The 24,952-nt window shown below is 57.0% G+C and carries 25 protein-coding genes and 1 riboswitch; of the genes, 11 read left to right on the forward strand and 14 right to left on the reverse strand.

The window, feature by feature from the left end:
* Positions 1-74: 74 nt before the first annotated feature.
* Complete coding sequence (locus AC1RKC_RS07155) at positions 75-920, reverse strand: DMT family transporter (protein ID WP_261440025.1); 846 nt, start codon at positions 918-920, stop codon at positions 75-77.
* Positions 921-1,010: 90 nt separating this feature from the next.
* Here AC1RKC_RS07155 and AC1RKC_RS07160 point away from each other — a divergent pair, with 90 nt between their 5' ends.
* From AC1RKC_RS07160 to AC1RKC_RS07170, 3 genes are all read left to right on the forward strand, one after another.
* Positions 1,011-1,949: a LysR substrate-binding domain-containing protein gene (locus tag AC1RKC_RS07160; RefSeq protein WP_115059561.1), complete on the forward strand. Its 939-nt coding sequence runs from the start codon at positions 1,011-1,013 to the stop codon at positions 1,947-1,949.
* Between the two features lie 200 nt (positions 1,950-2,149).
* Positions 2,150-2,911, forward strand: coding sequence for an arylamine N-acetyltransferase family protein (locus AC1RKC_RS07165; RefSeq protein ID WP_261135051.1), 762 nt, complete (start codon positions 2,150-2,152; stop codon positions 2,909-2,911).
* Positions 2,912-3,296: 385 nt separating this feature from the next.
* Positions 3,297-3,563, forward strand: coding sequence for a hypothetical protein (locus AC1RKC_RS07170; protein ID WP_020825741.1), 267 nt, complete (start codon positions 3,297-3,299; stop codon positions 3,561-3,563).
* A gap of 40 nt (positions 3,564-3,603) precedes the next feature.
* Here AC1RKC_RS07170 and dusC read toward each other — a convergent pair whose 3' ends face one another.
* The 4 genes from dusC to AC1RKC_RS07190 all read right to left on the reverse strand — a co-directional run bounded on the left by dusC (position 3,604) and on the right by AC1RKC_RS07190 (position 6,846).
* The gene (gene dusC, locus AC1RKC_RS07175) at positions 3,604-4,539 is read right to left on the reverse strand and encodes a tRNA dihydrouridine(16) synthase DusC (RefSeq protein ID WP_234529437.1); all 936 of its coding nucleotides are present in this window, start codon (positions 4,537-4,539) and stop codon (positions 3,604-3,606) included.
* An 80-nt stretch (positions 4,540-4,619) separates the two neighbouring features.
* The gene (locus AC1RKC_RS07180; protein WP_261439885.1) at positions 4,620-5,579 is read right to left on the reverse strand and encodes a D-2-hydroxyacid dehydrogenase family protein; all 960 of its coding nucleotides are present in this window, start codon (positions 5,577-5,579) and stop codon (positions 4,620-4,622) included.
* Between the two features lie 25 nt (positions 5,580-5,604).
* Positions 5,605-6,054: a universal stress protein gene (locus AC1RKC_RS07185; protein ID WP_046374231.1), complete on the reverse strand. Its 450-nt coding sequence runs from the start codon at positions 6,052-6,054 to the stop codon at positions 5,605-5,607.
* 12 nt (positions 6,055-6,066) lie between these two features.
* Positions 6,067-6,846, reverse strand: coding sequence for an IclR family transcriptional regulator (locus AC1RKC_RS07190; RefSeq protein WP_046374232.1), 780 nt, complete (start codon positions 6,844-6,846; stop codon positions 6,067-6,069).
* A 160-nt stretch (positions 6,847-7,006) separates the two neighbouring features.
* Here AC1RKC_RS07190 and AC1RKC_RS07195 point away from each other — a divergent pair, with 160 nt between their 5' ends.
* Together AC1RKC_RS07195 and AC1RKC_RS07200 are read left to right on the forward strand one after the other, a co-directional pair.
* The gene (locus AC1RKC_RS07195) at positions 7,007-8,611 is read left to right on the forward strand and encodes an MFS transporter (protein ID WP_493091753.1); all 1,605 of its coding nucleotides are present in this window, start codon (positions 7,007-7,009) and stop codon (positions 8,609-8,611) included.
* 2 nt (positions 8,612-8,613) lie between these two features.
* Entirely contained in the window at positions 8,614-9,642 is a 1,029-nt protein-coding gene (locus tag AC1RKC_RS07200; protein ID WP_493091751.1) for an HlyD family secretion protein, read from the forward strand.
* Positions 9,643-9,735: 93 nt separating this feature from the next.
* Here AC1RKC_RS07200 and rhlE read toward each other — a convergent pair whose 3' ends face one another.
* Positions 9,736-11,097, reverse strand: coding sequence for an ATP-dependent RNA helicase RhlE (gene rhlE / locus AC1RKC_RS07205; RefSeq protein ID WP_020825734.1), 1,362 nt, complete (start codon positions 11,095-11,097; stop codon positions 9,736-9,738).
* Positions 11,098-11,399: 302 nt separating this feature from the next.
* On the opposite strand from rhlE, the gene AC1RKC_RS07210 reads away from it, so the two are divergent.
* The 5 genes from AC1RKC_RS07210 to AC1RKC_RS07230 are packed head-to-tail and all read left to right on the forward strand — an operon-like array spanning position 11,400 to position 17,104.
* On the forward strand, positions 11,400-12,089 hold the full coding sequence (locus AC1RKC_RS07210) for a transcriptional regulator (protein ID WP_020825733.1): 690 nt from the start codon (positions 11,400-11,402) through the stop codon (positions 12,087-12,089).
* Between the two features lie 18 nt (positions 12,090-12,107).
* Positions 12,108-13,094, forward strand: coding sequence for a secretion protein HlyD (gene hlyD, locus AC1RKC_RS07215; RefSeq protein WP_122077655.1), 987 nt, complete (start codon positions 12,108-12,110; stop codon positions 13,092-13,094).
* A gap of 10 nt (positions 13,095-13,104) precedes the next feature.
* Positions 13,105-14,835: an ATP-binding cassette domain-containing protein gene (locus AC1RKC_RS07220; RefSeq protein WP_122077653.1), complete on the forward strand. Its 1,731-nt coding sequence runs from the start codon at positions 13,105-13,107 to the stop codon at positions 14,833-14,835.
* Positions 14,832-15,986 (forward strand): ABC transporter permease, encoded by a 1,155-nt coding sequence (locus AC1RKC_RS07225; RefSeq protein WP_115059572.1) that lies wholly within the window; start codon positions 14,832-14,834, stop codon positions 15,984-15,986. Before AC1RKC_RS07220 ends, AC1RKC_RS07225 begins: the two co-directional genes overlap by 4 nt.
* Before the next feature lie 11 nt (positions 15,987-15,997).
* Positions 15,998-17,104, forward strand: a complete 1,107-nt coding sequence (locus AC1RKC_RS07230) for an ABC transporter permease (RefSeq protein ID WP_020825729.1) — start codon at positions 15,998-16,000, stop codon at positions 17,102-17,104.
* A gap of 168 nt (positions 17,105-17,272) precedes the next feature.
* Here AC1RKC_RS07230 and AC1RKC_RS07235 read toward each other — a convergent pair whose 3' ends face one another.
* The 6 genes from AC1RKC_RS07235 to moaA all read right to left on the reverse strand — a co-directional run bounded on the left by AC1RKC_RS07235 (position 17,273) and on the right by moaA (position 20,958).
* A complete protein-coding gene (locus AC1RKC_RS07235; RefSeq protein WP_020825728.1) occupies positions 17,273-17,983 on the reverse strand; it encodes a Bax inhibitor-1/YccA family protein in 711 nt (236 codons plus the stop codon).
* Positions 17,984-18,112: 129 nt separating this feature from the next.
* Positions 18,113-18,580: a molybdopterin synthase catalytic subunit MoaE gene (gene moaE / locus AC1RKC_RS07240; protein ID WP_020825727.1), complete on the reverse strand. Its 468-nt coding sequence runs from the start codon at positions 18,578-18,580 to the stop codon at positions 18,113-18,115.
* 2 nt (positions 18,581-18,582) lie between these two features.
* Entirely contained in the window at positions 18,583-18,828 is a 246-nt protein-coding gene (gene moaD / locus AC1RKC_RS07245) for a molybdopterin synthase sulfur carrier subunit (protein ID WP_046374236.1), read from the reverse strand.
* Entirely contained in the window at positions 18,825-19,304 is a 480-nt protein-coding gene (gene moaC / locus AC1RKC_RS07250) for a cyclic pyranopterin monophosphate synthase MoaC (protein WP_012005756.1), read from the reverse strand. The genes moaD and moaC overlap by 4 nt, the downstream gene beginning before the upstream one ends.
* 5 nt (positions 19,305-19,309) lie before the next feature.
* Positions 19,310-19,822 carry a molybdenum cofactor biosynthesis protein B gene (moaB, locus tag AC1RKC_RS07255; RefSeq protein ID WP_493091749.1) on the reverse strand — a complete coding sequence of 171 codons (513 nt, stop codon included), beginning with the start codon at positions 19,820-19,822 and terminating at the stop codon, positions 19,310-19,312.
* 149 nt (positions 19,823-19,971) lie between these two features.
* Positions 19,972-20,958, reverse strand: coding sequence for a GTP 3',8-cyclase MoaA (gene moaA, locus AC1RKC_RS07260; protein ID WP_020825724.1), 987 nt, complete (start codon positions 20,956-20,958; stop codon positions 19,972-19,974).
* A riboswitch (molybdenum cofactor riboswitch) is annotated at positions 20,945-21,087 on the reverse strand. It overlaps the preceding gene by 14 nt.
* Positions 21,088-21,347: 260 nt before the next feature.
* Here moaA and AC1RKC_RS07265 point away from each other — a divergent pair.
* Positions 21,348-22,265 (forward strand): gluconeogenesis factor YvcK family protein, encoded by a 918-nt coding sequence (locus AC1RKC_RS07265; RefSeq protein WP_116690984.1) that lies wholly within the window; start codon positions 21,348-21,350, stop codon positions 22,263-22,265.
* A 4-nt stretch (positions 22,266-22,269) separates the two neighbouring features.
* Here AC1RKC_RS07265 and AC1RKC_RS07270 read toward each other — a convergent pair whose 3' ends face one another.
* Together AC1RKC_RS07270 and uvrB are read right to left on the reverse strand one after the other, a co-directional pair.
* Positions 22,270-22,527: a VF530 family protein gene (locus tag AC1RKC_RS07270; protein WP_020825722.1), complete on the reverse strand. Its 258-nt coding sequence runs from the start codon at positions 22,525-22,527 to the stop codon at positions 22,270-22,272.
* A 108-nt stretch (positions 22,528-22,635) separates the two neighbouring features.
* On the reverse strand, positions 22,636-24,648 hold the full coding sequence (gene uvrB / locus AC1RKC_RS07275) for an excinuclease ABC subunit UvrB (RefSeq protein ID WP_020825721.1): 2,013 nt from the start codon (positions 24,646-24,648) through the stop codon (positions 22,636-22,638).
* Positions 24,649-24,952 lie beyond the last annotated feature (304 nt).

Here is a 24,952-nt window from a genome sequence, read left to right on the forward strand (position 1 = left end):
GAATGAATATCGCCCGCTCAGATCATCAATGCAAACAACGGCCCAAATTAAAACGCTGCTGGTTATGGGTTAGGTCACTTCATATGCAGCACCAGGGCGCCAGCCAGTACCGTCAGCACGCCTGCCCACTGCAAGGCAGATAGCCGCTCGCGCAGTAACAGCGCGCCGAGCAGTGCGGCAATGCCGCCAGACAGGGTGCTCAGCACCGTCACAATCGCCAGCGATCCGCTACCGGCCCCCATGGCAAATGCGCTAAAGCCCGCCAGACTCAGCAGGCTGGCCAGCAGCAGCAGTCCTCCTTGTCGCCAGTTAGGTCGGCTTACCAAAGCGCGTCGGTCAGTATTCAGCGCTAGCAGAGCCGTCAGCCCCACCGTATAACCAAGCCACAGGCTAAGGCTCGGCCCCAGCACCGGCAGCGTGTATTTCCCTTGTAACCAGAAACCGGTGCCATAACAAAAGGCGGCGATCAACGCAAAGGTCACTGCGGGCAAAGTCGAGCGCGATCTGCCCGGCTGACGCCCCGGACTCACGGCAGTCAACATGACGCCCAGCAGACACACCGCCAGCCCTGCCAGGGTCAAAGCTCCCAGCCTTTCACCGCTGAGCCACGATAACAGCGTAGTGACCGCCCCATAGCTGGTAACCAGCGGCGCCACCATCGCCGCCTTGCCGATAGCGAAGGCCTGCGACAGCGCAAGCGTTCCCCCCACTGTCAGGCAAGCGGCCAGCAACGCCAGCCCCCAAATGGAAGCTGAAGCTTCTAACCAAGGGGCCGCAGTGGCCCATAACCACGCGCTAAAAATCACAAAGCCGATCGCCTGCGAGAAAAATACCGCTCTGCGCACCCCCACCGCTCGGGCGTTAATGCCAATCAAAAAATCCGTGCTGCCCCAGCACAGCGCGGCGGCCAGCCCCATCATTATGTCCACGCGATACTCCCGTCCGATTGTTGCCCCAAAAGTAAGCAAAAAATCGCTTGTGGAACATCGATAGATTGGCAATATGGTTGAATGAAACTCAAGCTGAACGCTCAACCTCGCCTGCCGTCGCTGAAAGCCTTGCATACCTTCGAGGTTGCTTCCCGCTGCGCCAGTTTTACCGAAGCGGCGGAAGAGTTGAACGTGACGCTGGGTGCGGTCAGCCGCCAGATACGTCATCTGGAGAACGAGCTGGGGGTGGAACTGTTTCACCGCAAGGGCAATGCGGTAGCGCTTAACGAGACCGGAAAAAGGCTGGCGATTGATGTCACCCGCGCGCTGACGCTGCTGCAAAAAGCCAGTGACCGCGCCCGGCCAGAGCAACAGCAAACGCTGAAACTGACCTGTACCCTGGGGATCGCCAGCCATTGGCTGGCGGCACGTTTGCCGGCGTTACGCCGTGCCGATCCCGATGTTTCGCTGGTGTTGGATGCCAACGAAAGCTTACGCGATCTGGCCAGTGGTGAAGCCGACATTGCTATCCGCTATAGCCCCACGGACAACCCGCCGCCACACTCGCACGAACTCCTCGCCGATGCCTTCGCCCCGCTGGCAAGCCCAAGCTTTCTCGCCGCCCATTCAGCGCCGATCACCGCCGCTGACTTGGCATCGTTGCAGCTGATCCATTCGCCGTGGAAAGACGGGCATAAGCTCGGCGTTGCCGGTTGGCAGGACTGGTTTGCCGCCTTTGGCGAAGGCACCACCGCGCCACGCGGTATAATCACCTTTAACAGCGTCGGGCATGCGCTGCAAGAAGCCATCGACGGCAACGGCGTGGTACTCGGTAGCCTGGCGGTCGCTCAGGACGCCCTGGCTGCCGGCAAGCTGGTTCGGGTGTTTGGCGAAAACCAACAACTGCCCGCAGCCTATCAATATCGCCTGTGCTGGGCGGACAGCGCGTTCGTTAGCACCACCACCCGCCGCTGGGTGAATTTGCTGCTACAGGCGGCCGGTAAACCCCCGGCGTTCTGACGCAGCACTTATTGCTCCCACAGGTGCGAAAAATCCATCTATTTTATATATCCAAAATAATTCGAGTTGCATCGCGGCGACAACTAAGCGCATCCCCGGGAGCGTACAAACAGTACGTGACTGGGTAAGCGCAGGAAGTCAACAAAGAGGCAGCTTGAAGTATGAAAGATATAATCAAATTTTTTGCTGCGAGACAAACCGTGGACAGACAACGCTACCTGCAACATATTGGATTCGCAGGCATCCCCCAACCAGACCTTCTGACGCTGCAGCAATTGCACCGTGGCCATATGCTGCGGGTTCCCTTTGAGAACCTGAGCATTATTTACCATCAGGGCATTGATCTGGAAGAACAGGCGCTGTTCAATAAAATTGTCGAACGCAACCGCGGCGGTTTTTGCTATGAGCTGAACCGGCTGTTCGCCCTGCTGCTGAAAGACATCGGTTTCAAGGTGAATTTTATTTCCGGCGAGATCCGCGCCCGCGACGGCAGCTTCGGCGCGCCCTTCGATCATATGGCGCTGATGGTAGAGCTGGGTCAGCCGTATCTGGTGGACGTGGGGTTTGGTGATTCCTTCCTGACGCCCTTAAAGATAACCACCACCGAACAACAGCCGCAGACCAGCGGCACTTTCCATCTGGAACAGGAAGGCGAAATCTACTATCTGGAACGCCGCAATGGCGATAACCGTTCGCATGCCAAAACCCTGTACCGCTTTACCCTGCAAGCCCGTGAGTCGAGTGAGTTCAACGGCATGTGCCACTACCACAGCACCTCGCCGCAGTCGCACTTCACACAAAAACTGGTGTGTTCCCACGCCACAGAAAATGGCCGCGTGACGATCAGTGAGAACAAGCTGATTATCACCGAAGATCACCACCGTCGGGAGTCGACGTTGCATTCGGAACAGGAGCGCCGTGAAGCGCTGATGCGCTATTTTGGTATCGATCTGGACAACTGACGCTCTGAATTAGCTATGGCATGGCCCGGTGGCGCAGTATAAAAAGGGCTAAGCCGCCAACAGGGAAATAACGCCCCTTTCAAGAGGGAATATTCCCTCTATTTTATACCGCTACGAAAATTAAATATTTACGTTTTCCTTCCGTCTTCAAAATATAAGACACAGACTATTGACAATTTAATTAACACCTATAAAAACGATTTAATAATGATAATTTATAAAATTTTACAATTGGCATATTATTTTGTTTATAAAGCAATTTTAACGATATGTATCCCACGATAATCAGTCATGGCAGCTCATAGCACTGATATATTTTTCCAGATAGGGTAGTCTTTATCTGGCAGTCGCAATTATTTAAACGACGTACCCCAAGGAGCTATGCATGAGTGACAATGAAAACAGCAAAACGCAGATTGATAATTTACGTGATGTGGTTTCTCAGCTGAAGGAAATGAGACACTATGCACAATCCAATACCGAGACGCTGTCTGCGCAATGGCTGGCTTTCGACCAAGGCGAATATAAACATAAGGAATTCGCTGGGGCGATTGGCGACCTTCTGAATAAACAGGGTGCCTGCCTTGAAGGGTTGGAAAAAACCATTCAGGATATCGAGATAGAAATAAATCGTCTCGACAGTGAGTCCTGATAATACGAATTTACGCTAACCCGCCTTAGGCGGGTTTTTATTATTCCGAGCGGCAAATTACCCGGGCGATATCTTTTGAATTATTCAAGGTGCGCACTTCGCCGAACAGCTCGGTCGCCTCGTCATATTCCTTACGTAAATAACCCAGCCACTGCTTGATGCGTGCCACGTGATAAAGGCCGGTATCGCCCTGCTTTTCCAGCTGAACGTATTTTTGCAGCAGCTGCACCACCTGCGGCCAGGGCATGCGCGGTTCATTATACTTCACTACCCGGCTCAGGTTCGGCACGTTAAGCGCGCCGCGCCCCAGCATCACCGCATCACAGCCGGTGGTTTGCAGGCAATCTTGTGCGCTTTGCCAGTCCCAGATTTCACCGTTGGCGATCACCGGTATGGTCAGCCGCTTGCGGATCTCGCCAATCGCCGCCCAGTTGATGCGTTCCGCCTTGTAGCCGTCCTCTTTGGTGCGGCCATGCACCGCCAGTTCGGTGGCGCCCGCCTGCTGGACCGCGTCGGCAATTTCGAAACTGCGGCTGTCGCTGTCCCAACCTAACCGGACTTTTACCGTGACCGGCAAATGATCCGGCACCGCCGCACGCATCGCTTTGGCCCCCTGATAAATCAGCTCCGGATCTTTCAGCAGCGTCGCGCCACCACCGCTGCCGTTGACCAGCTTGGACGGGCAGCCACAGTTGAGATCGACGCCATAGGACCCGAGTTCAACCGCACGGGCGGCGTTTTCCGCCAGCCACTGCGGATATTGGCCCAGCAATTGGATGCGCACCAGGGTGCCGGATGGCGTGCGGCTGGCATGATGCAGTTCGGGGCACAGGCGATAGAAAGATTTGGCGGGTAACAGCTGATCGACTACGCGCAGGAATTCGGTGATGCACAGGTCGTAGTCGTTCACTTCGGTGAGTAACTCACGCACCAAAGAATCGAGAACGCCCTCCATCGGAGCCAATAATACGCGCATGATTACCCCTGCTAAAAAAGACGCGCAATGATACGGGCGAATACCCGCATCAGACAAGCATCCAGGGGAATAAAAGCCGGCTAGCTCAAACGGCGTATCGGTTCATTGGCGAGAAACGCCACGATGTCTTCGATCGCTTCGCGGAAATAAATGCCATAGTTATCATCCGCCACGTAGCCCAGATGCGGCGTCGCCAACACATTGGGCAGACGGCGGAAGATATCGTCGAGCGGCAGAGGCTCGACCTCGAATACATCCAGCCCGGCCCCGGCTATCCACTGGTTCTGCAAGGCGTCAATCAACGCAGCGCGGTCGACAATGGCCGCACGTGAGGTGTTGATCAGGTAAGCGGTTTTTTTCATTGCCTGCAGCTCCTGCTGGCCCACCAGCCCGCGAGTGCGTTCACTCAGCACCAGATGGACGGAAACAAAGTCGCTTTGTTCAAACAGCGCCTGTTTAGATTCCGCCAGGTGAACCCCCTGCTGAGCGGCTTTTTCCGCCGTCAGATTTTGGCTCCAGGCCACCACACGCATGCCAAAGGCCTGCGCGACCACCGCCATCTGACTGCCAATCTTGCCCAGGCCCAACAGCCCCAACGTTTTCCCTTGTAGCGTCACGCCCAGCGCCTGCTGCCAGGGGCCGTTATTACGCAGCCCGGCGTTTTCCGGCACGATATGCTTCGCCAGCCCAAGCAACAGCGCCCAGGTCAGCTCCATCGGCGCGGCCGAACCGCTGGCGGTACCGCAGACCACAACGCCACGTTGCGCCGCCGCGGCCAGATCAACAGACGCATTGCGCATACCCGAGGTGATCACCAGCTTCAACTTAGGCAAACGCACCAACAGCGAGGCCGTGATTGGCGTGCGCTCGCGCATGATCACCAGAATGTCGCAATCCTGCAGGTGCACGGCCAACTCCGCTTCGTCGGTAAAATGCTGGCTCATGGCGAATACTTCTACCCGATCGGCAATAGCCGACCAGTCCGCCATGCCAAGCGCCACCTGCTGATAATCATCAAGAATTGCACACTTCAATTTCATCTTCGGCTCCGGGAAGCAGAGACAGTCAATCAGCGCGTACGTCGATCAGCACCGGGCAGTCGGCGTTTTCTATTACCAAAGCGCTGTGCGAGCCTCTCAACAAACGGTTAAAGGGTGAAAGATGCCTGCGGCCCATAATAATCATGCTGGCATTCAGCTCTTTAGCCTGAGCCACTATGGTTTCCGCCGGTTCACCGGGCACTACCTTGCCACGCGCGCTGACACCGGCATCTTTCAATTCACTCAGCGCCTGACGCACTACGGCTGCCGCTGCGCCTTGTTCATCCTGTGCGCAGCCAAAATCCGCCGGATCTTCACCGACGGCAATCTCATAGGGGCCCGTCGTGGAATAGCTGAGGTCCACACAGCATAGCACCACTACCGTTGCCCGTTGGGCCAACCCCTGTTCAGCAGCCAGTGAAATAACTTTACGAGCAGTGGCGGAATTATCAACTGCGACCAACAGCGTTTTCATCGTCTTCTCCCGTCAATCTCGCGATGTGCCTTTACCAATCTCATCGATCAGCGCCTCTTTGCATTTGAGGATCTCCTCACGATAGCGAGCTTCGTTTTTGATCAAGCGACTGCTGGGCACTAACAGGCTGATGGAGAAGCGCCCGAGGATAGTGTCGATAGCCACCGCCATGGTGGAGACGCCTTCCAGCGTTTCTTCCCGGTCGTAAGCCAGCCCGGTACGGCGTATTTCAGCCAAGCGATCCATCAACCCGGCAAAATCACGTACCGTCAAGTCAGTCACCGCCTGATAGGCTTCACCCAACAGATCCCGCGCCGCATCATCGCTGTTCAACGCCAGTAGCGCCCGCCCGCCGGAGGTGCTGTACAGCGGCAAATTCATGCCGATGCGCGGTACGACTCGCAGTTCCCGATCCGCCACGATGTAGTGCACCACAGCCAACTGCAGCCCGCTGGCTCGTCCCAGAGATACCGTCTCACCGGTAGCATCGCTCAATGCCTGCAACCAGGGGGTGGCAATCGCCACCATTTCAGTATGTACGCTGGCAATCAGCCGCAACAGCGACGGCCCCAGGCGTACGCCGCCGGCTCCGCCACGCACCAGTTGTACAGAATCCAACGCATTGACAATACGCTGCACGGTGGAGCGCGGCAGATCGACCGCCGCAGCGATTTCCCCCAGGCTCATGCCGTTCGGTTTTTCACCCAGGGCATCAAGGATTTTCGCTGCACGGGTAATGACCTGAATACCACCGGCCCTTTCATCATCACAGTAGGTTGTAGGTTCAGACATTGAGGCTCTCTCCCTGACTTTTGGCCCACACTGTAACATTTTTTTATTCCCCCAGACACGATGTACCACATTGCAATACAGCGAACCACAATGTAGCATGCATCACATTGTACCACCATGCAATACAGTGCATCGTTAGTTTCGTTACCGGAGTCACACTATGAATGTTCAGCCTGCGCCTGCCGCTGCACCGCATCCTTTCACCCTGCGCCTGGCATTAGGCCTGGTGGGGGTACTGATTGCTGCCCTGACTTCGGGGCTGAATGACCGGTTAAGCGATCTGGCGTTGGCGGATATTCGTGCGGCTATCGGCATTGGCTATGACGAAGCCAGTTGGATCACCTCGTCTTATCAGGCTGCGGAGGTGGCAGCGATGATGGTCGCGCCCTGGTTTGCCGTGACGTTCTCACTGCGGCGCTTTGCCCTGGTGATGGTCAGCGGATTTGCTGCGGTCGGCGTACTCCAACCCTTAATCTCTGATCCCACGCTGTTTATTGCGCTACGAATCGTTCAAGGGCTGTTTGGCGGTGCCCTGCCGCCGCTGCTGATGACGGTCGCGCTGCGTTTTCTGCCGCCGGGTATCAAACTTTATGGTTTGGCCGCCTACGCGCTCACCGCCACCTTTGGTCCCAACGTCGCGGCGCCGCTGGCGGCGCTGTGGACCGATCATCTGGGCTGGCAGTTTGTCTTCTGGCAGGCTATCCCACTGTGTGTTATCGCTTCTTTATTGATGGGATGGGGGTTACCGCAGGATCCATTCCGCCTTGAACGTTTACACCAGATCGATCTGTTCGGCATGCTGACCGGTTGCAGTGGCATTGCATTGTTGATCCTGTCGCTAACGCAGGGAGAGCGGCTCGACTGGTTTAATTCGCCGTTGATTAGCCTGATGCTGCCGGTTTCCATCGCATTGCTGGTAACGTTTTTAATCAACGAATGGTATAACCCGCTCCCCCTGTTCAAGCTGCAAATGCTAAAGCGGATAAACCTGTCTCATAGTCTGCTGACGCTGGCAGGCGTACTGATACTGGGGCTGTCCGGCTCACTGCTTCCTTCATTCTATTTCTCGCAGGTTGAAGGTTTTCGCACCGCACAATTCGCGCCACTGGCGCTGACCATTGGCTTACCGCAGTTAGTGATAGCACCGCTCGTGGCTACCCTGCTGAATTTCCGTTGGATTGACTGTCGCTGGATGCTCGCCGCCGGCGCGGGCCTCATCGTCAGCGCTTGCTTGCTGGGTATGCAATTAACCGATGATTGGGCACGGCAAAACTTCTGGCTGATCCAGAGCCTGCTGGCGTTTGGTCAACCGATGATGATTTTGCCGGTCCTGATGACCTCCACCAGCGTCGTGCTGGCACCCGAGGGGCCTTTCGCCTCGGCAATGTTTAACACCGTACGCGGCTTCTCGACCGTGGCGGCGGGGAGTCTGGTGGAGAATTTCATGAGTCACCGGGAGAAGTTCCACTCTCAGGTGCTGGTGGATCGACTGGGCAATAGCCCATGGCTAATGACCGCAGAGAACTCAGAACAAGCTAGCGGCGCCATGCCGTTATTGCCGGACGGATCGGTCAGTTCTGCGGAAAACCTCGGGCATTTTTCAACGCTGGTGAAACATCAGGCGATGATCCTCAGCATCAGTGATGTCTATCTGCTGATTATTTGCTGTGCCCTGCTGCTGGTGCTGTTGACTGCCTGGCTACCGACCCGCGTCTACCCGCCGCAAACCCTTTTACCTTTAGTTCCAAAAACATCAGGATCATAACCATGAGCTTCACTCCTGCAAAACGAACCCTAACTCTGGCGCTGCTGCTGGTCATCCTGTTGGCCATCGCTTTCTTTGTCTATTCATCGCTTACCCGCCACCATTTTCGTACCGACGACGCGGTGGTGACGGCCGATTACACACTGGTGGCGCCCAAGGTTTCCGGCTATATCCGCAGCGTCAACGTGACCGATAACCAGCAGGTTAAACCCGGCGAAGTATTGGCCACTATCGACGACCGCGACTATCGCGTGGCGCTGGAAACGGCGGAGGCCAATCTGCAAATTAGCCAGGCCAAGCTGGCCAGTATCCAAGCGCAGCTGGATCAACAACAGGCTAATATTGCCCAACAGAAAGCCGGCGTCAGCGCCAGCCAGGCCACGCTCAACTACGCGGGGCAAAATGCCGACCGCTATCGCCGACTGCTAAAAACCGGCACCGCAACCGCCGATGAACAGCAAAAGTCCGCCTCCGCGATGCAAACCGCCGCGGCACAGCTGAAGCAAAACCAGGCTGGCGTGGTCTCTGCACGCAAAGAGGTCGGGGTATTGCAGGCCAGCAGGAAACAGGCCGAAGCCAATATTGCCGCCTCACAGGCCAGCGTTGACCAGGCACGCCTCAATCTTTCTTATACGCAAATCATCGCGCCCATTGCCGGCACCGTGGGCCAGCGAGCGGTACGCGAAGGGGCCTGGGTCTCTGCCGGGACGAGGTTGCTGGCGGTAGTGCCACTGCAGCAGAGCTATGTTGTCGCCAACTTCCTGGAAACCCAGTTGGCCAATGTCTCCGCCGGCCAACCGGTATCGATCCGCGTAGATGCGCTGCCCGGCATAACGCTGCGCGGTCATGTCGACAGCATAGCGCCCGCCACCGGCGCCACCTTTGCCGCCATCAGCGCCGATAATGCCACCGGCAACTACACCAAAGTGGTGCAACGCCTGCCGGTGAAAATTCTGCTGGAGCCGAACCAGGCTGACCTGGCACGGTTGCGGGTCGGTATGTCGGTGGTGCCGGAACTCGAAATGCGCTGAGAGTTTTTGCCCCTCGCTTTGAGGCGATCATCTGGGTTTTCACGTAAAAAAAAGCCACCGTAAACGGTGGCTTTTTTATCATCAGGTATCAGCTTACTCGGCCGGACGGCTGCGCGGACGACGCGAAGGTGCGCCTGAACGCGGTTTGCCATCACCCTGTGGGCGGGCGCTGCCACCACCGCGGTTTTCACGCTGGCCGCCGTTGCCACTGCGCTGGCCGCCACCGTTACCGGCGCGTTGACCACCGCCGTTGCCGCGCGGCGCACCACGTCCACCACCCTGACGGCCGTTAATGATCGGCTCCGCCTTGATGCTGGGATCCGGCTCGTAGCCTGGCAGGGCAATACGTGGGATTTCACGCTTGAGCAGGCGTTCGATATCACGCAGCAGCTTGTGTTCATCCACGCACACCAGTGAGATAGCCTCACCGGTACGTTCTGCACGACCGGTACGACCGATACGGTGTACGTAGTCTTCCGGTACGTTAGGCAGTTCGTAGTTCACCACGTGTGGCAACTGGTCGATGTCCAGACCACGCGCCGCGATGTCGGTAGCAACCAATACGCGAATTTTGCCGTCTTTAAAATCGGCCAACGCACGGGTACGAGCGCCCTGGCTTTTATTGCCGTGAATCGCAGCGGCCGTAATGCCGTCTTTGTTCAACTGTTCGGCCAGGTGGTTAGCACCGTGCTTGGTGCGGTTGAACACCAGCACCTGCTTCCAGTCACCTTCACCGATCATCTGGGACAGCAATTCCCGCTTACGCTTCTTGTCTACGAAGTGCACGCTTTGTTCGATCTGCTCAGACGCGGTATTGCGGCGCGCCACTTCAACCGATGCCGGGTTGTGCAACAGCTTGTTGGCCAGCCCTTTGATATCGTCGGAGAAGGTCGCAGAGAACAGCAGGTTCTGACGCTTGGCGGGCAGCTTGGCCAGCACGCGGCGGATATCATGGATAAAGCCCATATCCAGCATGCGGTCGGCTTCGTCCAGCACCAGAATTTCAACTTTGGACAGGTCAACGGCGCGTTGGTGTTCCAGATCCAGCAGGCGACCCGGTGTTGCCACCAGAATGTCGACGCCGCCGCGCAGTTTCATCATCTGCGGGTTGATGCTCACACCACCAAATACCACCAGCGAACGCAGGCGCAGGTATTTGCTGTAGGCTTCGACGTTTTCGCCGATCTGCGCTGCCAGCTCACGGGTTGGCGTCAGGATCAACGCACGTACCGGACGGCGGCCTTTGACCGGATGGTCATGCTTACTCAGCAGCTGCAGCAGCGGCAGGGTAAAGCCAGCGGTTTTACCGGTACCGGTCTGGGCGCTGGCCATCAGGTCACGACCTTCCAATACGACAGGAATCGCCTGGCGTTGAATTGGCGTAGGTTCGCGATAGCCCTGTTCTTCAACAGCGCGCAGAATTTCAGCACTTAAGCCGAGGGTTTCAAATGACATAAAGAGAAAAACTCCAGATCCCCCCTAACCTAACAGTGTTCGGTGCAGTTTCCTGGGAGGATTATCAGACGGGACATTAAGCATGACCACGAGGGATTGGCACAAACTGCAGTGCACCAAGCGGGCGATTGTAGCAGAACTCGAACAAGAAAACGCAATTTTACTGGCTCAAAGCACAATATGCCGGGAATTCAGCCTAGTCCGAAAAAATAACCTTAAATAAACGATGCCTACTGGTTGCATTTTACCCAAGCTGGCATAAAGTTAATCATATGATTGATTAACTTTAGCGAGTGCCATCAATGCCAAATAACCAGACCGCCAGCCGGGCACGGGGTGAGCAGGCGCGACAGCAGCTGATCGCCGCCGCCATCGAGATGTTCGGCGAATATGGCATTCAGGGTGCGACCACCCGCGATATCGCCCAGCGCGCCGGGCACAACATCGCCGCCATCACCTACTACTTCAATTCCAAAGAAGGCCTGTATCTGGCCGTTGCACAGTGGATTGCCGATTTTATCCAGCAGGCGTTTCGCCCCCTGGCCGACGAGATTGATCGCTTCTGGCAGTTGCCGGCCACCGAACGCCTGCCGGAGCACTACCTCGACCACCTGAAGCGCGGCCTGCTGGCGTTCAGCGATCTGATGACGCAACCGCAGACGCTGAACCTGAGCAAAATCATGTCGCGCGAGCAGCTTTCCCCCACCGATGCCTACCCGCTGATCCACCAGCAGGTGGTCGCACCGCTGCATGACAAGCTTTGTCGCCTGCTGGCGGCCTACACCGGCCTGGATGGGAATTCGACCAAAATCGTGCTGCATACCCACGCGCTGATCGGCGAAGTGCTGTCGTTTCGCGTGGCGCGGGAAACCGTTCGCCGTCAGGCTGGCTGGCAGCAGATCGGCGCGGCCGAGGCGGAACAAATCAGCGAGGTGCTGGCTGAACATATCGAGATTCTGGTTAATGGGCTGCGCCAACGCTATGGCGCGTAAATTCAGGCAGGGAGTGTTATGAACAAGAAACGCAGTGCCCTCATTGTGGCGGCTATTGTGCTGATCGCCGCGGCCGTTTACGGGGTTTGGTATTACCAGCAGCAGCAGGACAAACCGCTGACGCTGTATGGCAACGTGGATATCCGCACGGTGAATTTGGGCTTCCGCGTCGATGGGCGGCTGGCGTCGCTGACGGTGGATGAAGGCGATGCCCTTCAGCCGGGGCAATTGCTCGGGAAACTGGACGACGCGCCTTACATCAACGCCCTGCAGCAGGCGCAGGCTAACGTCGGCAGTGCCAAAGCCAAACTGGCGCTGCTGCTGGCCGGTTATCGCACCGAAGAAATCGCCCAGGTGCGTTCGGAAATGGCGCAGCGCCTGTCCGCGTTCAGCTACGCCGACAGCTATCTGAAACGTCAGCAAGGGCTGTGGGCGAAAAACGCCACTTCTGCCGACGCGCTGGAAGATGCCCGTACCGCACGCAATCAGGCGCAGGCCAACCTGCAGGCGTCAAAGGACAAGCTGGCGCAATACCTGAAAGGCAACCGGCCGCAGGAGATTGAAGAAGCCAAAGCCAATCTGGCGCAGAGCGAAGCCGCACTGGCTCAGGCACAGCTTAATTTACACGACACCACTCTGGTTTCCCCGTCGGCCGGCACCGTACTAACTCGGGCCGTTGAGCCAGGCACCATGCTCAATGCCGGCGGCACGGTGTTTACTCTGTCGCTGACCCGTCCGGTCTGGGTACGCGCCTACGTGAACGAAGCCAACCTGGGTAAAGCAACGCCGGGCACCGAACTGGAAATTTATACCGACAGCCGACCGAACAAGCCCTATCACGGCAAAATTGGTTTTGTCTCACCGACCGCTGAATTCACGCCGAAAAGCGTCGAAACCCCGGACCTGCGAACCGATCTGGTGTACCGCTTGCGGGTGATCGTCACCGATGCCGATGACGCGCTGCGCCAGGGGATGCCGGTTACCGTTCACTTTGCCAAACCTTGAGGGGACGGTGATGGAACAGGTGATTGAGCTGGAAGCGCTGGAGAAACGTTTTCCGTCGCTGCAAAAACCGGCGGTCGCCAGCCTGACCACCCGGCTGACCAGCGGCGCGGTTACCGGGCTGGTTGGCCCGGACGGCGCCGGAAAAACCACCCTGCTGCGCATGCTGGCAGGTTTGCTCAAACCCAGCAGCGGAACGTTACGCGTCGCCGGGCTGGATCCGATCGCTCAGGATCGCCAGTTGCATGCGATCCTCGGTTATATGCCGCAAAAGTTTGGCCTGTACGAAGATCTGACGGTGATGGAGAACCTGACGCTGTATGCCGATCTGCGCGGCGTCACTGGCGATCTGCGTAAGCAGACTTTTGATCGGCTGCTGACATTTACCGATCTCACCCGCTTCACCACCCGACTGGCAGGCAAACTGTCGGGGGGCATGAAGCAGAAGCTTGGGCTGGCTTGTACGCTGGTCGGGCAACCGCAGGTGCTGTTGCTCGATGAGCCCGGCGTCGGCGTCGATCCGATCTCGCGCCGCGAGCTGTGGCGCATGGTGCATGAGCTGGCCAACGACGGCATGCTGATCCTGTGGAGCACGTCCTATCTGGACGAAGCGGAACAATGCCGTGAAGTGCTGTTGCTCAATGAAGGGGAACTGTTGTTCAGCGGCGCACCTAAAGATCTCACCCAACGCATGGCCGGGCGCACGGTGTTGATAGCACCACCAGCCGGCAGCCACCGTGCCTTGCTGCAACGGGCGATCTGCCTGCCTGCGGTCACCGACGGCGTGATCCAGGGCAAATATCTGCGCTTGATCTTGAAAGAAGGCGAAGATCACCGCCAGGTGTTGCAGGCGTTGGATCTGCCGGACGCCGAGCTGAGCGAAGCGGAACCGCGCTTTGAGGATGCATTTATCGATTTGCTCGGCGGCGGGCCGAACAGCAAGTCGGCGCTGGCGGAAATCATGCCAACCGTCGAAGGGGAAAGCACCGAAACCGTGATCGAAGCGCAGGGACTGACGAAGAAATTCGGTGACTTTGCCGCCACCGACCACGTGGATTTTAAAGTGCAGCGCGGCGAGATTTTTGGCCTGCTGGGCCCCAACGGGGCCGGTAAGTCCACCACTTTCAAAATGATGTGCGGGCTGCTGGTGCCAACCGAAGGCAAGGCGTTGGTGCTGGGAATGGACCTGAAAACCAGCTCGGGCAAGGCGCGCCAGCATTTGGGCTATATGGCGCAAAAATTCTCGCTGTACGGCAACCTGACGGTGGCGCAAAACCTGAAGTTTTTCTCCGGCGTGTATGGCCTGAGCGGCAAGGCGCAGCGCGAAAAAATCAGTGAGATGTCCCGCGCCTTCAACTTCGACCCCATCATTAACCAGACGCCAGATTCCCTGCCGCTTGGCTTCAAACAACGGCTGGCGTTGGCCTGCGCGCTGATGCACGAACCGGACATCCTGTTTCTCGATGAACCCACCTCCGGTGTCGATCCCCTCACCCGGCGTGAATTCTGGCTGCATATCAACGGTATGGTAGACAAGGGCGTCACCGTCATGGTCACCACCCACTTTATGGACGAGGCGGAATATTGCGACCGCATCGGGCTGGTGTATCGCGGCAAAATCATCGCCGCCGGGACCCCGGACGATCTCAAGCATCAGGTGGCCAGCAGCGAGAATCCCAACCCTTCGATGGAGCAGGCATTTATCGAACTGGTGCAGGGTTATGATCAGGAGGAAAAAGCATGAATAGCGAAACGGCCAGCACCGACGACAGCGGTTTCTCCTGGCGGCGGCTGCGCGCGCTGTGCCTGAAAGAGACGCGGCAAATTATGCGCGATCCGAGCAGCGGGCTGATCGCCTTCGTCATTCCGCTGATGCTGCTGTTTATTTTTGGCTACGGCATCAACCTGGATTCCAGCAAGCTGCGGCTGGGGATTTTGATGGAACAACAAAGTGAAGAGGCACGCGATCTGGCTAACGCTTTTACCGGTTCGCCCTATATCGAGCCCACCATCAGCGACAATCGCCAGCAGTTGATCCAGTTGATGCAAGCCGGGCGCATCCGCGGGCTGGTGGTGATCCCCAATGATTTTGCCCAACGCATGGCGCGGCCGCACGACAGCGCCCCCTTGCAAATCATTACCGACGGCAGTGAACCCAATACCGCCAACTTCGTTCAGGGCTATACCCAGGGAGTGTGGCAAATCTGGCAACAGCAGCGCGCCACCGACAGCGGGCGCGAAGAAAAACCGCTGATCGACGTGCAGATGCGCTACTGGTTTAACCCGGCGGCCATCAGCCGGCATTACATCATTCCCGGCGCCATCACCATTATCATGACGGTCATCGGCGCTATCCTCACCTCCTTGGTGATCGCCCGCGAATGGGAGCGCGGCACCATGGAAGCGCTGCTTTCCACTCAGGTGACGCGAACCGAACTGCTGCTGTCGAAGCTGGTGCCATACTACTTCCTCGGCATGATCGCCATGGTGCTGTGCATGGTGGTTTCGGTGTGGGTGCTCGGGGTGCCCTATCGCGGCTCTCTGCCGATTCTGTTCGTCATCAGCAGCCTGTTCCTCGCCAGTACGCTCGGCATGGGGCTGCTGATTTCCACCATTACCCGCAACCAGTTCAACGCGGCGATGGTGGCGCTGAACGCCGCCTTTCTGCCGTCGATTATGCTGTCCGGCTTTATCTTCCAGATCGACAGCATGCCGGCCATCGTACGCGCCGTCACTTACATCATTCCGGCGCGTTACTTCGTCAGCACGCTGCAAACGCTGTTCCTGGCGGGCAACGTCGGCACGGTGTTGATGATTAACCTGCTGTTCCTGATCGCTTCTGCGGTGGTATTTATCGGCCTGACGGCCTGGAAAACCCAGCGGCGGCTGGATTAAGGGGAAAGAAGATGTTTCACCGTCTCTGGACGTTAATCATTAAGGAAATGCAATCGCTGCTGCGCGACCCGCAAACCCGCGCCATTCTGATTTTGCCGGTTATTCTGCAGGTGCTGCTGTTTCCCTTCGCCGCCACGCTGGAAGTGACCAATGCCACCATTGCGGTGTACAGCGAAGACAGCGGCCATGCCTCGGTCGAGCTGACCCAGCGCTTTGCCAAGGCCAAGGCCTTCTCCCACGTGCTGCTGTTGCGCAGTCCGCAAGAGATACAAAGCGTTATCGATAACCAAAAAGCACTGCTGCTGATCCGTTTCCCGGCACAATTTTCACGGGATATCGCCAGCGGCAATACGGCCCCGCTGCAGTTGTTGCTCGATGGGCGCAACTCCAACAGCGCACAGATCGCCGCCAACTACGTGCAGCAGATTGTGCAGGACTACCAAAATGAGCTGATCGGCAACCGTGCCAAGCCTAACAACAGCGAACTGGTGGTGCGCAACTGGTATAACCCGAATTTGGACTACAAGTGGTTTGTGGTGCCGTCGCTGATCGCCATGATCACCACCATTGGCGTGCTGATAGTGACTTCGCTGTCGGTGGCGCGCGAACGTGAACAGGGCACGCTGGAGCAACTGCTGGTGTCGCCGTTAACCACCTGGCAGATTTTTATCGGCAAAGCGGTGCCGGCGCTGATCGTCGCCACCTTCCAGGCCAGCATAGTGTTGCTGATCGGCATCTTTATCTATCAGATCCCGTTCGCCGGGTCGCTGCTGTTGTTCTACGGCACCATGTTGATTTACGGGCTGTCGCTGGTGGGGTTCGGCCTGCTGATTTCGTCGCTGTGCGCCACCCAGCAACAGGCGTTTATCGGCGTGTTCGTGTTTATGATGCCGGCCATCCTGCTCTCCGGTTATGTTTCACCGGTGGAGAATATGCCGGTGTGGCTGCAAAACCTCACCTGGGTAAACCCCATCCGCCACTTCACCGACATCACCAAACAGATCTATTTGAAAGACGCCAGTTTCAGCATCATCTGGCACAGCCTGTGGCCGCTGTTGGCCATTACCGCCACCACCGGCAGCGCCGCCTATGCCATGTTCCGCCGTAAAATTGCATAAAAAAAGACTCTGCGATCGAGATCGCAGAGTCTTTCTATTCGCTGTAAATCCTATGGATTTCATGCTGCGGCTAGGCGACCAACTCGTGTATCCCCAGGAGCTTACTTAAGTAAGTAACTGGGGTAGGCGAGCGCAGTCAACAACGCTGCAGCTTGAAAGACGACGGATTTAACGGCGGTTGCCGAAAATGCGCAGTAACATCAGGAACAGGTTGATGAAATCGAGATACAGCGTCAACGCGCCAACAATGGCGTATTTGCGGAAGCTGTCTTTATCATCGGCATTCAGTTGCTCGCCCATGGCCTTCAGTTTCTGGGTGTCGTACGCCGTCAGGCCAACAAACACCACCACGCCGATATAGGTAATTGCCCACATCAACGCCGTGCTTTTCAGCCAGATATTGACCAGCGAAGCCAGCACAATCCCGATCAGCGCCATAAACAGCATGCTGCCGAAACCGCTCAGGTCGCGCTTGGTGGTGTAGCCGTACAGGCTCATCGCACCGAACATGCCGGCGGTCACCACGAAGGTGCTGGCGATCGAGCTGTAGGTGTAAGCGATGAAAATGCTGGAAAGCGTCAGCCCGGTCAGCGCCGAATAGAGCATAAACAGCGAGGTGGCGACCGTGCCACTAAGACGATTGACCATGCCGGAAATAACGAACACCAACCCCAACTGCGCGATGATCAGGCCAAAGAAGGTGATCTGGCTGGAGAAGATAAAGTTAAGGATCGCAGGCGTGTTGGCCGCGTACCAGGAAACAAACGCCGTCAACAGCATACCGCAGGTCATCCAGCCATAAACCTGCGCCATATAAGCCTGAATGCCGCTGTTGGCACGTTCGACGATTGAACCATTAGAGCGTGGATATCGGTCCATGACGGTTACCTTTTGCATATGAAACAAGATTTCGACCCCCATTTGTGGGGCTCGGCCTGCTATAAGCGTACCACATAAAACCCGATGGCAAAGCGGCAAAGGTATTGATTTGTTTCCGCTGTTTAACGGTTATTTATCTGCGTTATGCCAGCGTTCCGCTGCCTGGCGATCGCTGTCGCGCGCATCGACCCAACGGTCTCCCTGCCCGACGGCTTCGCGTTTCCAGAAGGGCGCCCGGGTTTTCAGGTAATCCATAATGAACTCGGCGGCCTCGAACGCCATACTGCGGTGCGCACTGGTCACGCCAACGAAGACAATCTCATCACCGGGAAACAGTTCGCCCACGCGATGGATCACCGTCGCGCGCTGCAAGGGCCAACGGCTACGGGCTTCGTCCAGGATCTCGGCCAGCGCTTTTTCGGTCATGCCAGGGTAGTGCTCGAGCGTCAGCGCACTGACGTCATCGCCCAGATTATGATTGCGTACCTTGCCGGTAAAGGTGACCACGGCGCCATCATCGTCGCACTGCGCCAACCACTGGTATTCATCGCCGACGCTGAACGGCGCTTCCCCCACGCGGATACGGGTATTTTCCACTCTTAACCTCCGGTTACCGGTGGAAAGAAAGCGACTTCATCGCCGGCGCGTAGCGGATGTTCGGCCGCCACCAGCGACTGGTTCACCGCGGTCAACAGCTTGCCGGACTCCAGCGCCAACGCCCAACGGTCGCCACGTTCGCACAGCGCCTTGCGCAGCGCTTCAACCGTCGGGTAATCTGCCGGCATCGATAAATCGCCGATGCCAACCAGTTCGCGTACCTGAGCAAAAAAAAGAATATTAATCATAGTTCCACCTTAAAATCACCGGATTTGCCGCCGCTTTTCGCCAGCAGCCGCACCGGGCCGATCACCATGTCTTTCTGTACCGCTTTACACATGTCGTAAATGGTCAATGCAGCCACTGAAGCCGCGGTTAACGCTTCCATTTCAACACCGGTCTTACCGGTCAGTCGGCAACAGGTTTCAATCCGCACCCGGCTGTGTTCCGGTTGGGCCTCCAACTGCACTTCGACCTTGCTCAGCATCAGCGGATGGCACAGCGGGATCAGCTCCCAGGTGCGTTTCGCCGCCTGAATACCGGCGATGCGCGCCGTGGCAAACACGTCGCCCTTGTGGTGGCTGCCCTCGATAATCATCGCCAGAGTAGTGGGCAACATCTCGACGAAAGCTTCGGCGCGCGCCTCGCGCACCGTTTCTGCTTTGGCTGAAACGTCAACCATATGGGCTTCGCCCGCGGCGTTAATGTGGGTTAGCTGCGTCATAATTTTTATTTCTTCAGATGTGGCAGAAAGTTGCACGGGCGGTGGCGCGCGTCCAACTGCTCTTCAATAATGCGTTCCCAGGCGGTGCGGCAGGCGCGGGTTGACCCCGGCATGGCAAAAATGACCGTCTGGTTGGCCATACCGGCCAGCGCGCGCGACTGGACAGTGGCGGTGCCAATCTCTTCGTAAGACACCATGCGGAACAGTTCGCCGAACCCTTCCACTTCGCGATCGAACAGCGGCAGCAGCGCTTCCGGGGTGTAGTCTCTGGCGGTAAAGCCGGTGCCCCCGGTGATCAGCACGGCCTGTACCGTTTCGTGTGCAATCCACGTGGAAACGCGTGCGCGGATCAGGTATTTGTCGTCTTTGACGATGGCGCGATCCACTACCCGGTGTCCGGCTTCAAGCGCCGCTTCTTGCAGGTACTGGCCCGAGGTGTCTTCCGCTTCGCCACGGCTGTCCGAAACGGTCAAAATAGCGATATGTACCGGAATGAATTCACTGCTGGCATGACTCATTGTTCACTTTGCTCCTATTCATAGGATACCCAATAGATTTCAAGTTGCAGCTAGGCAGCAAGGCCGTAAATCCCCAAGAGCTTACTCAGGTAAGTGACTGGGGTGAGCGCCCGCAGCCAACAACGCTGCGGCTTGAAAGATGCCGGGGATCAGCCGCCGATAAACGACAGGTTCTGCGTTATGCCACTGTTACCCTGATGCAGGAAGTGAGTCTGTTTCTTACTCAGCAGCCCGCCCTGGATGCGGTCCTTCAGTTCATCAAGCTGCTGGTCATTCGTCAGCAGATCGCGCAGACCAATGCCCTGCTCGCCGAACAGACACAGGTGTAAATTGCCGATAGCGGAAACACGCAGCCGATTGCAGCTGGCGCAGAAGTCTTTTTCATAGGGCATGATCAAGCCCACTTCACCCTGATAATCCGGGTGGCTGAACACCTGCGCCGGGCCGTCGCTGCGGCCGCGCGGCTGACGCTGCCAGCCCTGCTGTTCCAGCTGCAAACGGATCACTTCACCGGAAACGTGGTGCTTGCGAAACAGATCGCCCCCCTCACCGGTTTCCATCAGTTCGATAAAGCGCAGTTGAATCGGGCGGTCTTTGATCCAGTTAAGGAAGGCGCCCAGCTGTTGGTGGTTAACGTCACGCATCAGCACCGCGTTGACCTTCACCTTGCTGAAACCGGCGGTAAAGGCGGCGTCGATGCCGTCCATCACCTGGCGGAACTTGTCCTGCCCGGTAATGGCATGAAATTGGCGGGGATCCAGGCTGTCGACGCTGACGTTGACCGCCGTCAGGCCAGCATCACGCCAGCCGGCGACGTCGCGCGCCATACGGTAACCGTTGGTGGTCACGGCGAGCTGGCGGATGGCCGGGTTTTCACGCACGGCAGCGATGATCTCGGTGAAATCGCGGCGCAGAGAAGGCTCTCCGCCGGTCAGGCGCACTTTTTCGGTGCCCAGTTCGGCGAATGCGCGACTGACGCGTCGGATCTCATCAAGCGACAAGAATGTTTTCGGGCTGCCGTTCGGGCGGTAGCCGTCCGGCAAGCAGTAGGTGCAACGAAAGTTGCACACGTCGGTGATCGACAGGCGCAAGTAATAGAACTTGCGCTCATAAGCATCAATGAGTTGCGGCACCATAACACCTTCCAAAGTCGGGAGATGCGAACGTTTCCGCTCTGCACCCTGGTGGCTGACTTCGCCACGGCCCAAGCGCCATATTGTTCGCAGGAACAACGTAGGCCCAGAGGCTAGGAGTTTTGGTCTCAGTTCCCGCAGTCGGAGTAGCCGGAACGAAACCGTGGTTTTCATCGGAATTCTAGCGCTAAACAAACGCGATAGCCAACGCGCAATTTCGCTATATAATTGTGTATACAGCGATTTTAGGCGATTCCTAATCTGGTAAACCATGATAAACAGCCTTTAGGGAGACGAATTGACCGGAATCACGCAAACCACACTCTTTTTCGCGTTTTTACGCCAAATCCGCTACTTTATGCGGGCAGTTAAGCCCCCTTGTAAGGAAATTTATGCGTAATCGAACCCTGGCCGATCTCGATCGGGTAGTGGCATTAGGCGGCGGTCATGGTCTTGGTCGCGTGATGTCTTCCCTGTCGTCTTTAGGCTCCCGTTTAACCGGTATTGTCACCACCACCGATAACGGCGGTTCTACCGGCCGTATTCGCCGTTCGGAAGGGGGCATTGCCTGGGGCGATACCCGTAACTGCCTGAATCAGTTGATCACCGAACCGAGCGTGGCTTCCGCGATGTTCGAATACCGCTTCAGCGGCAATGGCGAACTGTCTGGGCACAACCTCGGCAATCTGATGTTGAAAGCCCTGGATCACCTGAGCGTACGCCCATTGGAAGCGATCAACCTGGTGCGCAGCCTGCTGAAGGTGGACGCGGCGCTGATCCCGATGTCCGAACAGCCGGTGGACCTGATGGCGCACGATCATGAAGGCAACCACGTTTACGGCGAGGTGAATGTCGATCAACTGACCGACATGCCACAAGAGCTGATGCTGTCGCCCTATGTCAACGCGACGCGCGAAGCGCTGGATGCTATCGCGCAAGCCGACGTGATCCTGATAGGACCGGGCAGTTTTCTGACCAGCCTGATGCCTCTGCTGTTGCTCGATGACCTTACGCAGGCTCTGCGTCGCAGCAGCGCCAATATGATTTATATCGACAACCTCGGACGCGAATTAAGCGTCGCGGCGGCAGCCTTGACGCTGAAGAACAAGCTGGAATTGATGGAGGCGAAAATTGGCCGCCAGATGATTGATGCCGTCATTGTCGGACCAACGGCAGATACCCGTGAAGTGCAGGATCGGGTGGTGATCAAACAGCCGTTGGAAGCGCAGGATATTCCTTACCGCCACGATCGTCAGTTGCTGCGCCAGGCGCTGGATCAGGCGTTGATCGAGTTAGGTGCCCGCGCCTGAGCGTTTATTTGCCGCCACGTAGCCACGGGTTATCACTGGCGGCCTGCTCAACCATATCGAGATAAAGATCTTCCACCTGTTTGCGCGCCCAGGGCGTGCGACGCAGAAATTTCAGGCTGGACTTGATGCTGGGATCGCTGCTGAAGCAGTTGATGCGAATGCGTTCAGCCAGCCCTGACCAACCGTAGTTTTCCACCAGTTTATTCAGAAGCTGTTCCAGAGTGATGCCGTGCATCGGGTCTTTGGACTGGTGTTGGGTCATGGTCGGTGGCTCGCAGTAGTCAAATGGCCGCACACCATAATCAGCTTTGGCGGAGGCGACAAGGATTTTATGTTTTGGCGGCGCCGCGGTCTGCAGCGCGCCAATGGGTTATGAAATGGCAATAAACTGCTCGCGCAGCTGGTGGATTTCGTCACGCAAGCCCGCCGCCTGCTCGAACTCCAGGTTTTGCGCGTGGGTATACATCTGCGCTTCCAACTCGCGAATCTTCTGATCCAGCGCTTTTGGCGTAAGATTTTGGTACTGGGCGGCGTTTTCCGCAGCTTTGCCCTTCCCTTTGCCCTTACTGCGGGTACTGGGTTTACCCAACTGCAAAATATCAGAAATTTTCTTGTTCAAGCCCTGCGGTACAATGCCGTTTTCTTCGTTGAACGCCTGCTGTTTGGCACGGCGACGCTCGGTCTCGCCGATCGCTCTGGCCATCGAGTCGGTAATTTTGTCACCGTAGAGGATAGCTTTACCGTTGAGGTTACGCGCCGCACGACCAATGGTCTGGATCAATGAACGTTCGGAGCGCAGGAAGCCCTCTTTATCGGCATCCAAAATCGCCACCAGCGACACCTCTGGCATGTCCAGCCCTTCACGCAACAGGTTGATACCCACCAGCACGTCAAACTCGCCCAGGCGCAGGTCACGAATGATTTCGACTCGTTCCACGGTATCGATGTCCGAGTGCAGGTAGCGCACCCGCTCGCCATGCTCTTCCAGGTATTCGGTCAGATCTTCCGCCATGCGTTTGGTCAGCGTGGTAACCAGCACACGCTCGTTGATCGCCACCCGCTTGCGGATTTCGGAAAGCAGATCGTCCACCTGGGTGGTCACCGGCCGCACTTCGATTTGCGGATCCAGCAGCCCGGTTGGGCGCACCACCTGATCGATAATGTCACCACCGGATTTTTCCAGCTCGTATTTGCCCGGCGTAGCAGACACATAGATAGTCTGTGGCGCCAGCGCTTCGAACTCTTCAAAGCGCAGCGGGCGGTTATCCAGCGCCGACGGCAGGCGGAAACCGTATTCCACCAGCGTTTCCTTGCGTGAACGGTCGCCTTTGTACATACCGCCGATTTGCGGAATGGTCACGTGGGACTCGTCAACCACCAGCAGGCCATCCGCCGGCAAATAGTCAAACAGCGTCGGCGGTGGCTCACCCTCGCCGCGTCCGGACAGGTAGCGCGAATAGTTTTCAATGCCGGAGCAGTAGCCCAGTTCGTTCATCATCTCCAGATCAAACTGGGTGCGCTGCGTCAGACGCTGTTCTTCCAGCAGCTTGTTATTGGCCAGCAGCACCTTGCGCCGCTCGGCCAGATCCACCTTGATCTCTTCCATCGCCTGCAGGATCCGCTCGCGCGGCGTCACATAGTGCGATTTGGGGTAAATGGTAAAACGCTGCACCTCTTGTTCGATCTGGCCGGTCAGGGGATCAAACAGCGAAAGCCGTTCGACCTCTTCGTCAAACAGCTCAATGCGCAGCGCCAATTCATCCGATTCCGCCGGGAAGACGTCAATCACTTCACCCCGCACGCGGAACGTCGCGCGCTGGAAAGCCTGATCGTTGCGGCTATATTGCAGCTCCGCCAAACGACGCAGGATCGCCCGCTGATCGATGATCATGCCTTTGGTCAGATGCAACATCATCTTCAGGTACAAATCCGGATCGCCCAGGCCGTAAATCGCCGATACCGACGCCACCACGATCACATCGCGGCGTTCCAACAGCGCTTTCGTCGCAGAAAGGCGCATCTGCTCGATGTGTTCGTTCACCGAGGCATCTTTTTCGATAAAGGTGTCGGAGCTGGGGACGTAGGCCTCCGGCTGATAGTAGTCGTAGTAAGAAACGAAATACTCGACCGCATTCTCGGGAAAGAACTCTTTCATCTCACCATACAGCTGCGCCGCCAAAGTTTTATTAGGCGCCAGCACCATGGTGGGCCGGTTGAGATCGGCGATCACATTAGCGACGGTGAATGTCTTGCCCGAGCCGGTTACGCCCAGTAGCGTTTGGTGAGCCAGGCCGTCTTCCAGGCCCTCTTCCAGCTTACGGATGGCTTCCGGCTGGTCGCCGGCCGGCTTGAATTCGGAATGCAGTTTGAACGTTTTACTCATTGACTCGGCTACCCTGTGGAGATGCGCGCGCTCAGGCGGCCATGGAGCTGCTGCTCGGTGAATGGCCTCTAATTATGGAAAGCCCCGGCGATTTTCGCCAGTGCCTATGATACTGGATATAAAACCAGCTTCAAGCGGTTCGTTGCTTTGGCGTGCGTCAATCCGGGCTGAATGCACCGCCAGGGTTACAGCGGCGTGACATTTTTATTGTCAATAACAGTTTTATCCCCAAAATCCGCCACGAATTAACTTATTGATAGCACTGTGGCGAAAAATCATACATAGGCACTTCATCAATACAGAG

The sequence above is a fragment of the Serratia sp. GW822-FHT06E05 genome (assembly GCF_058799445.1).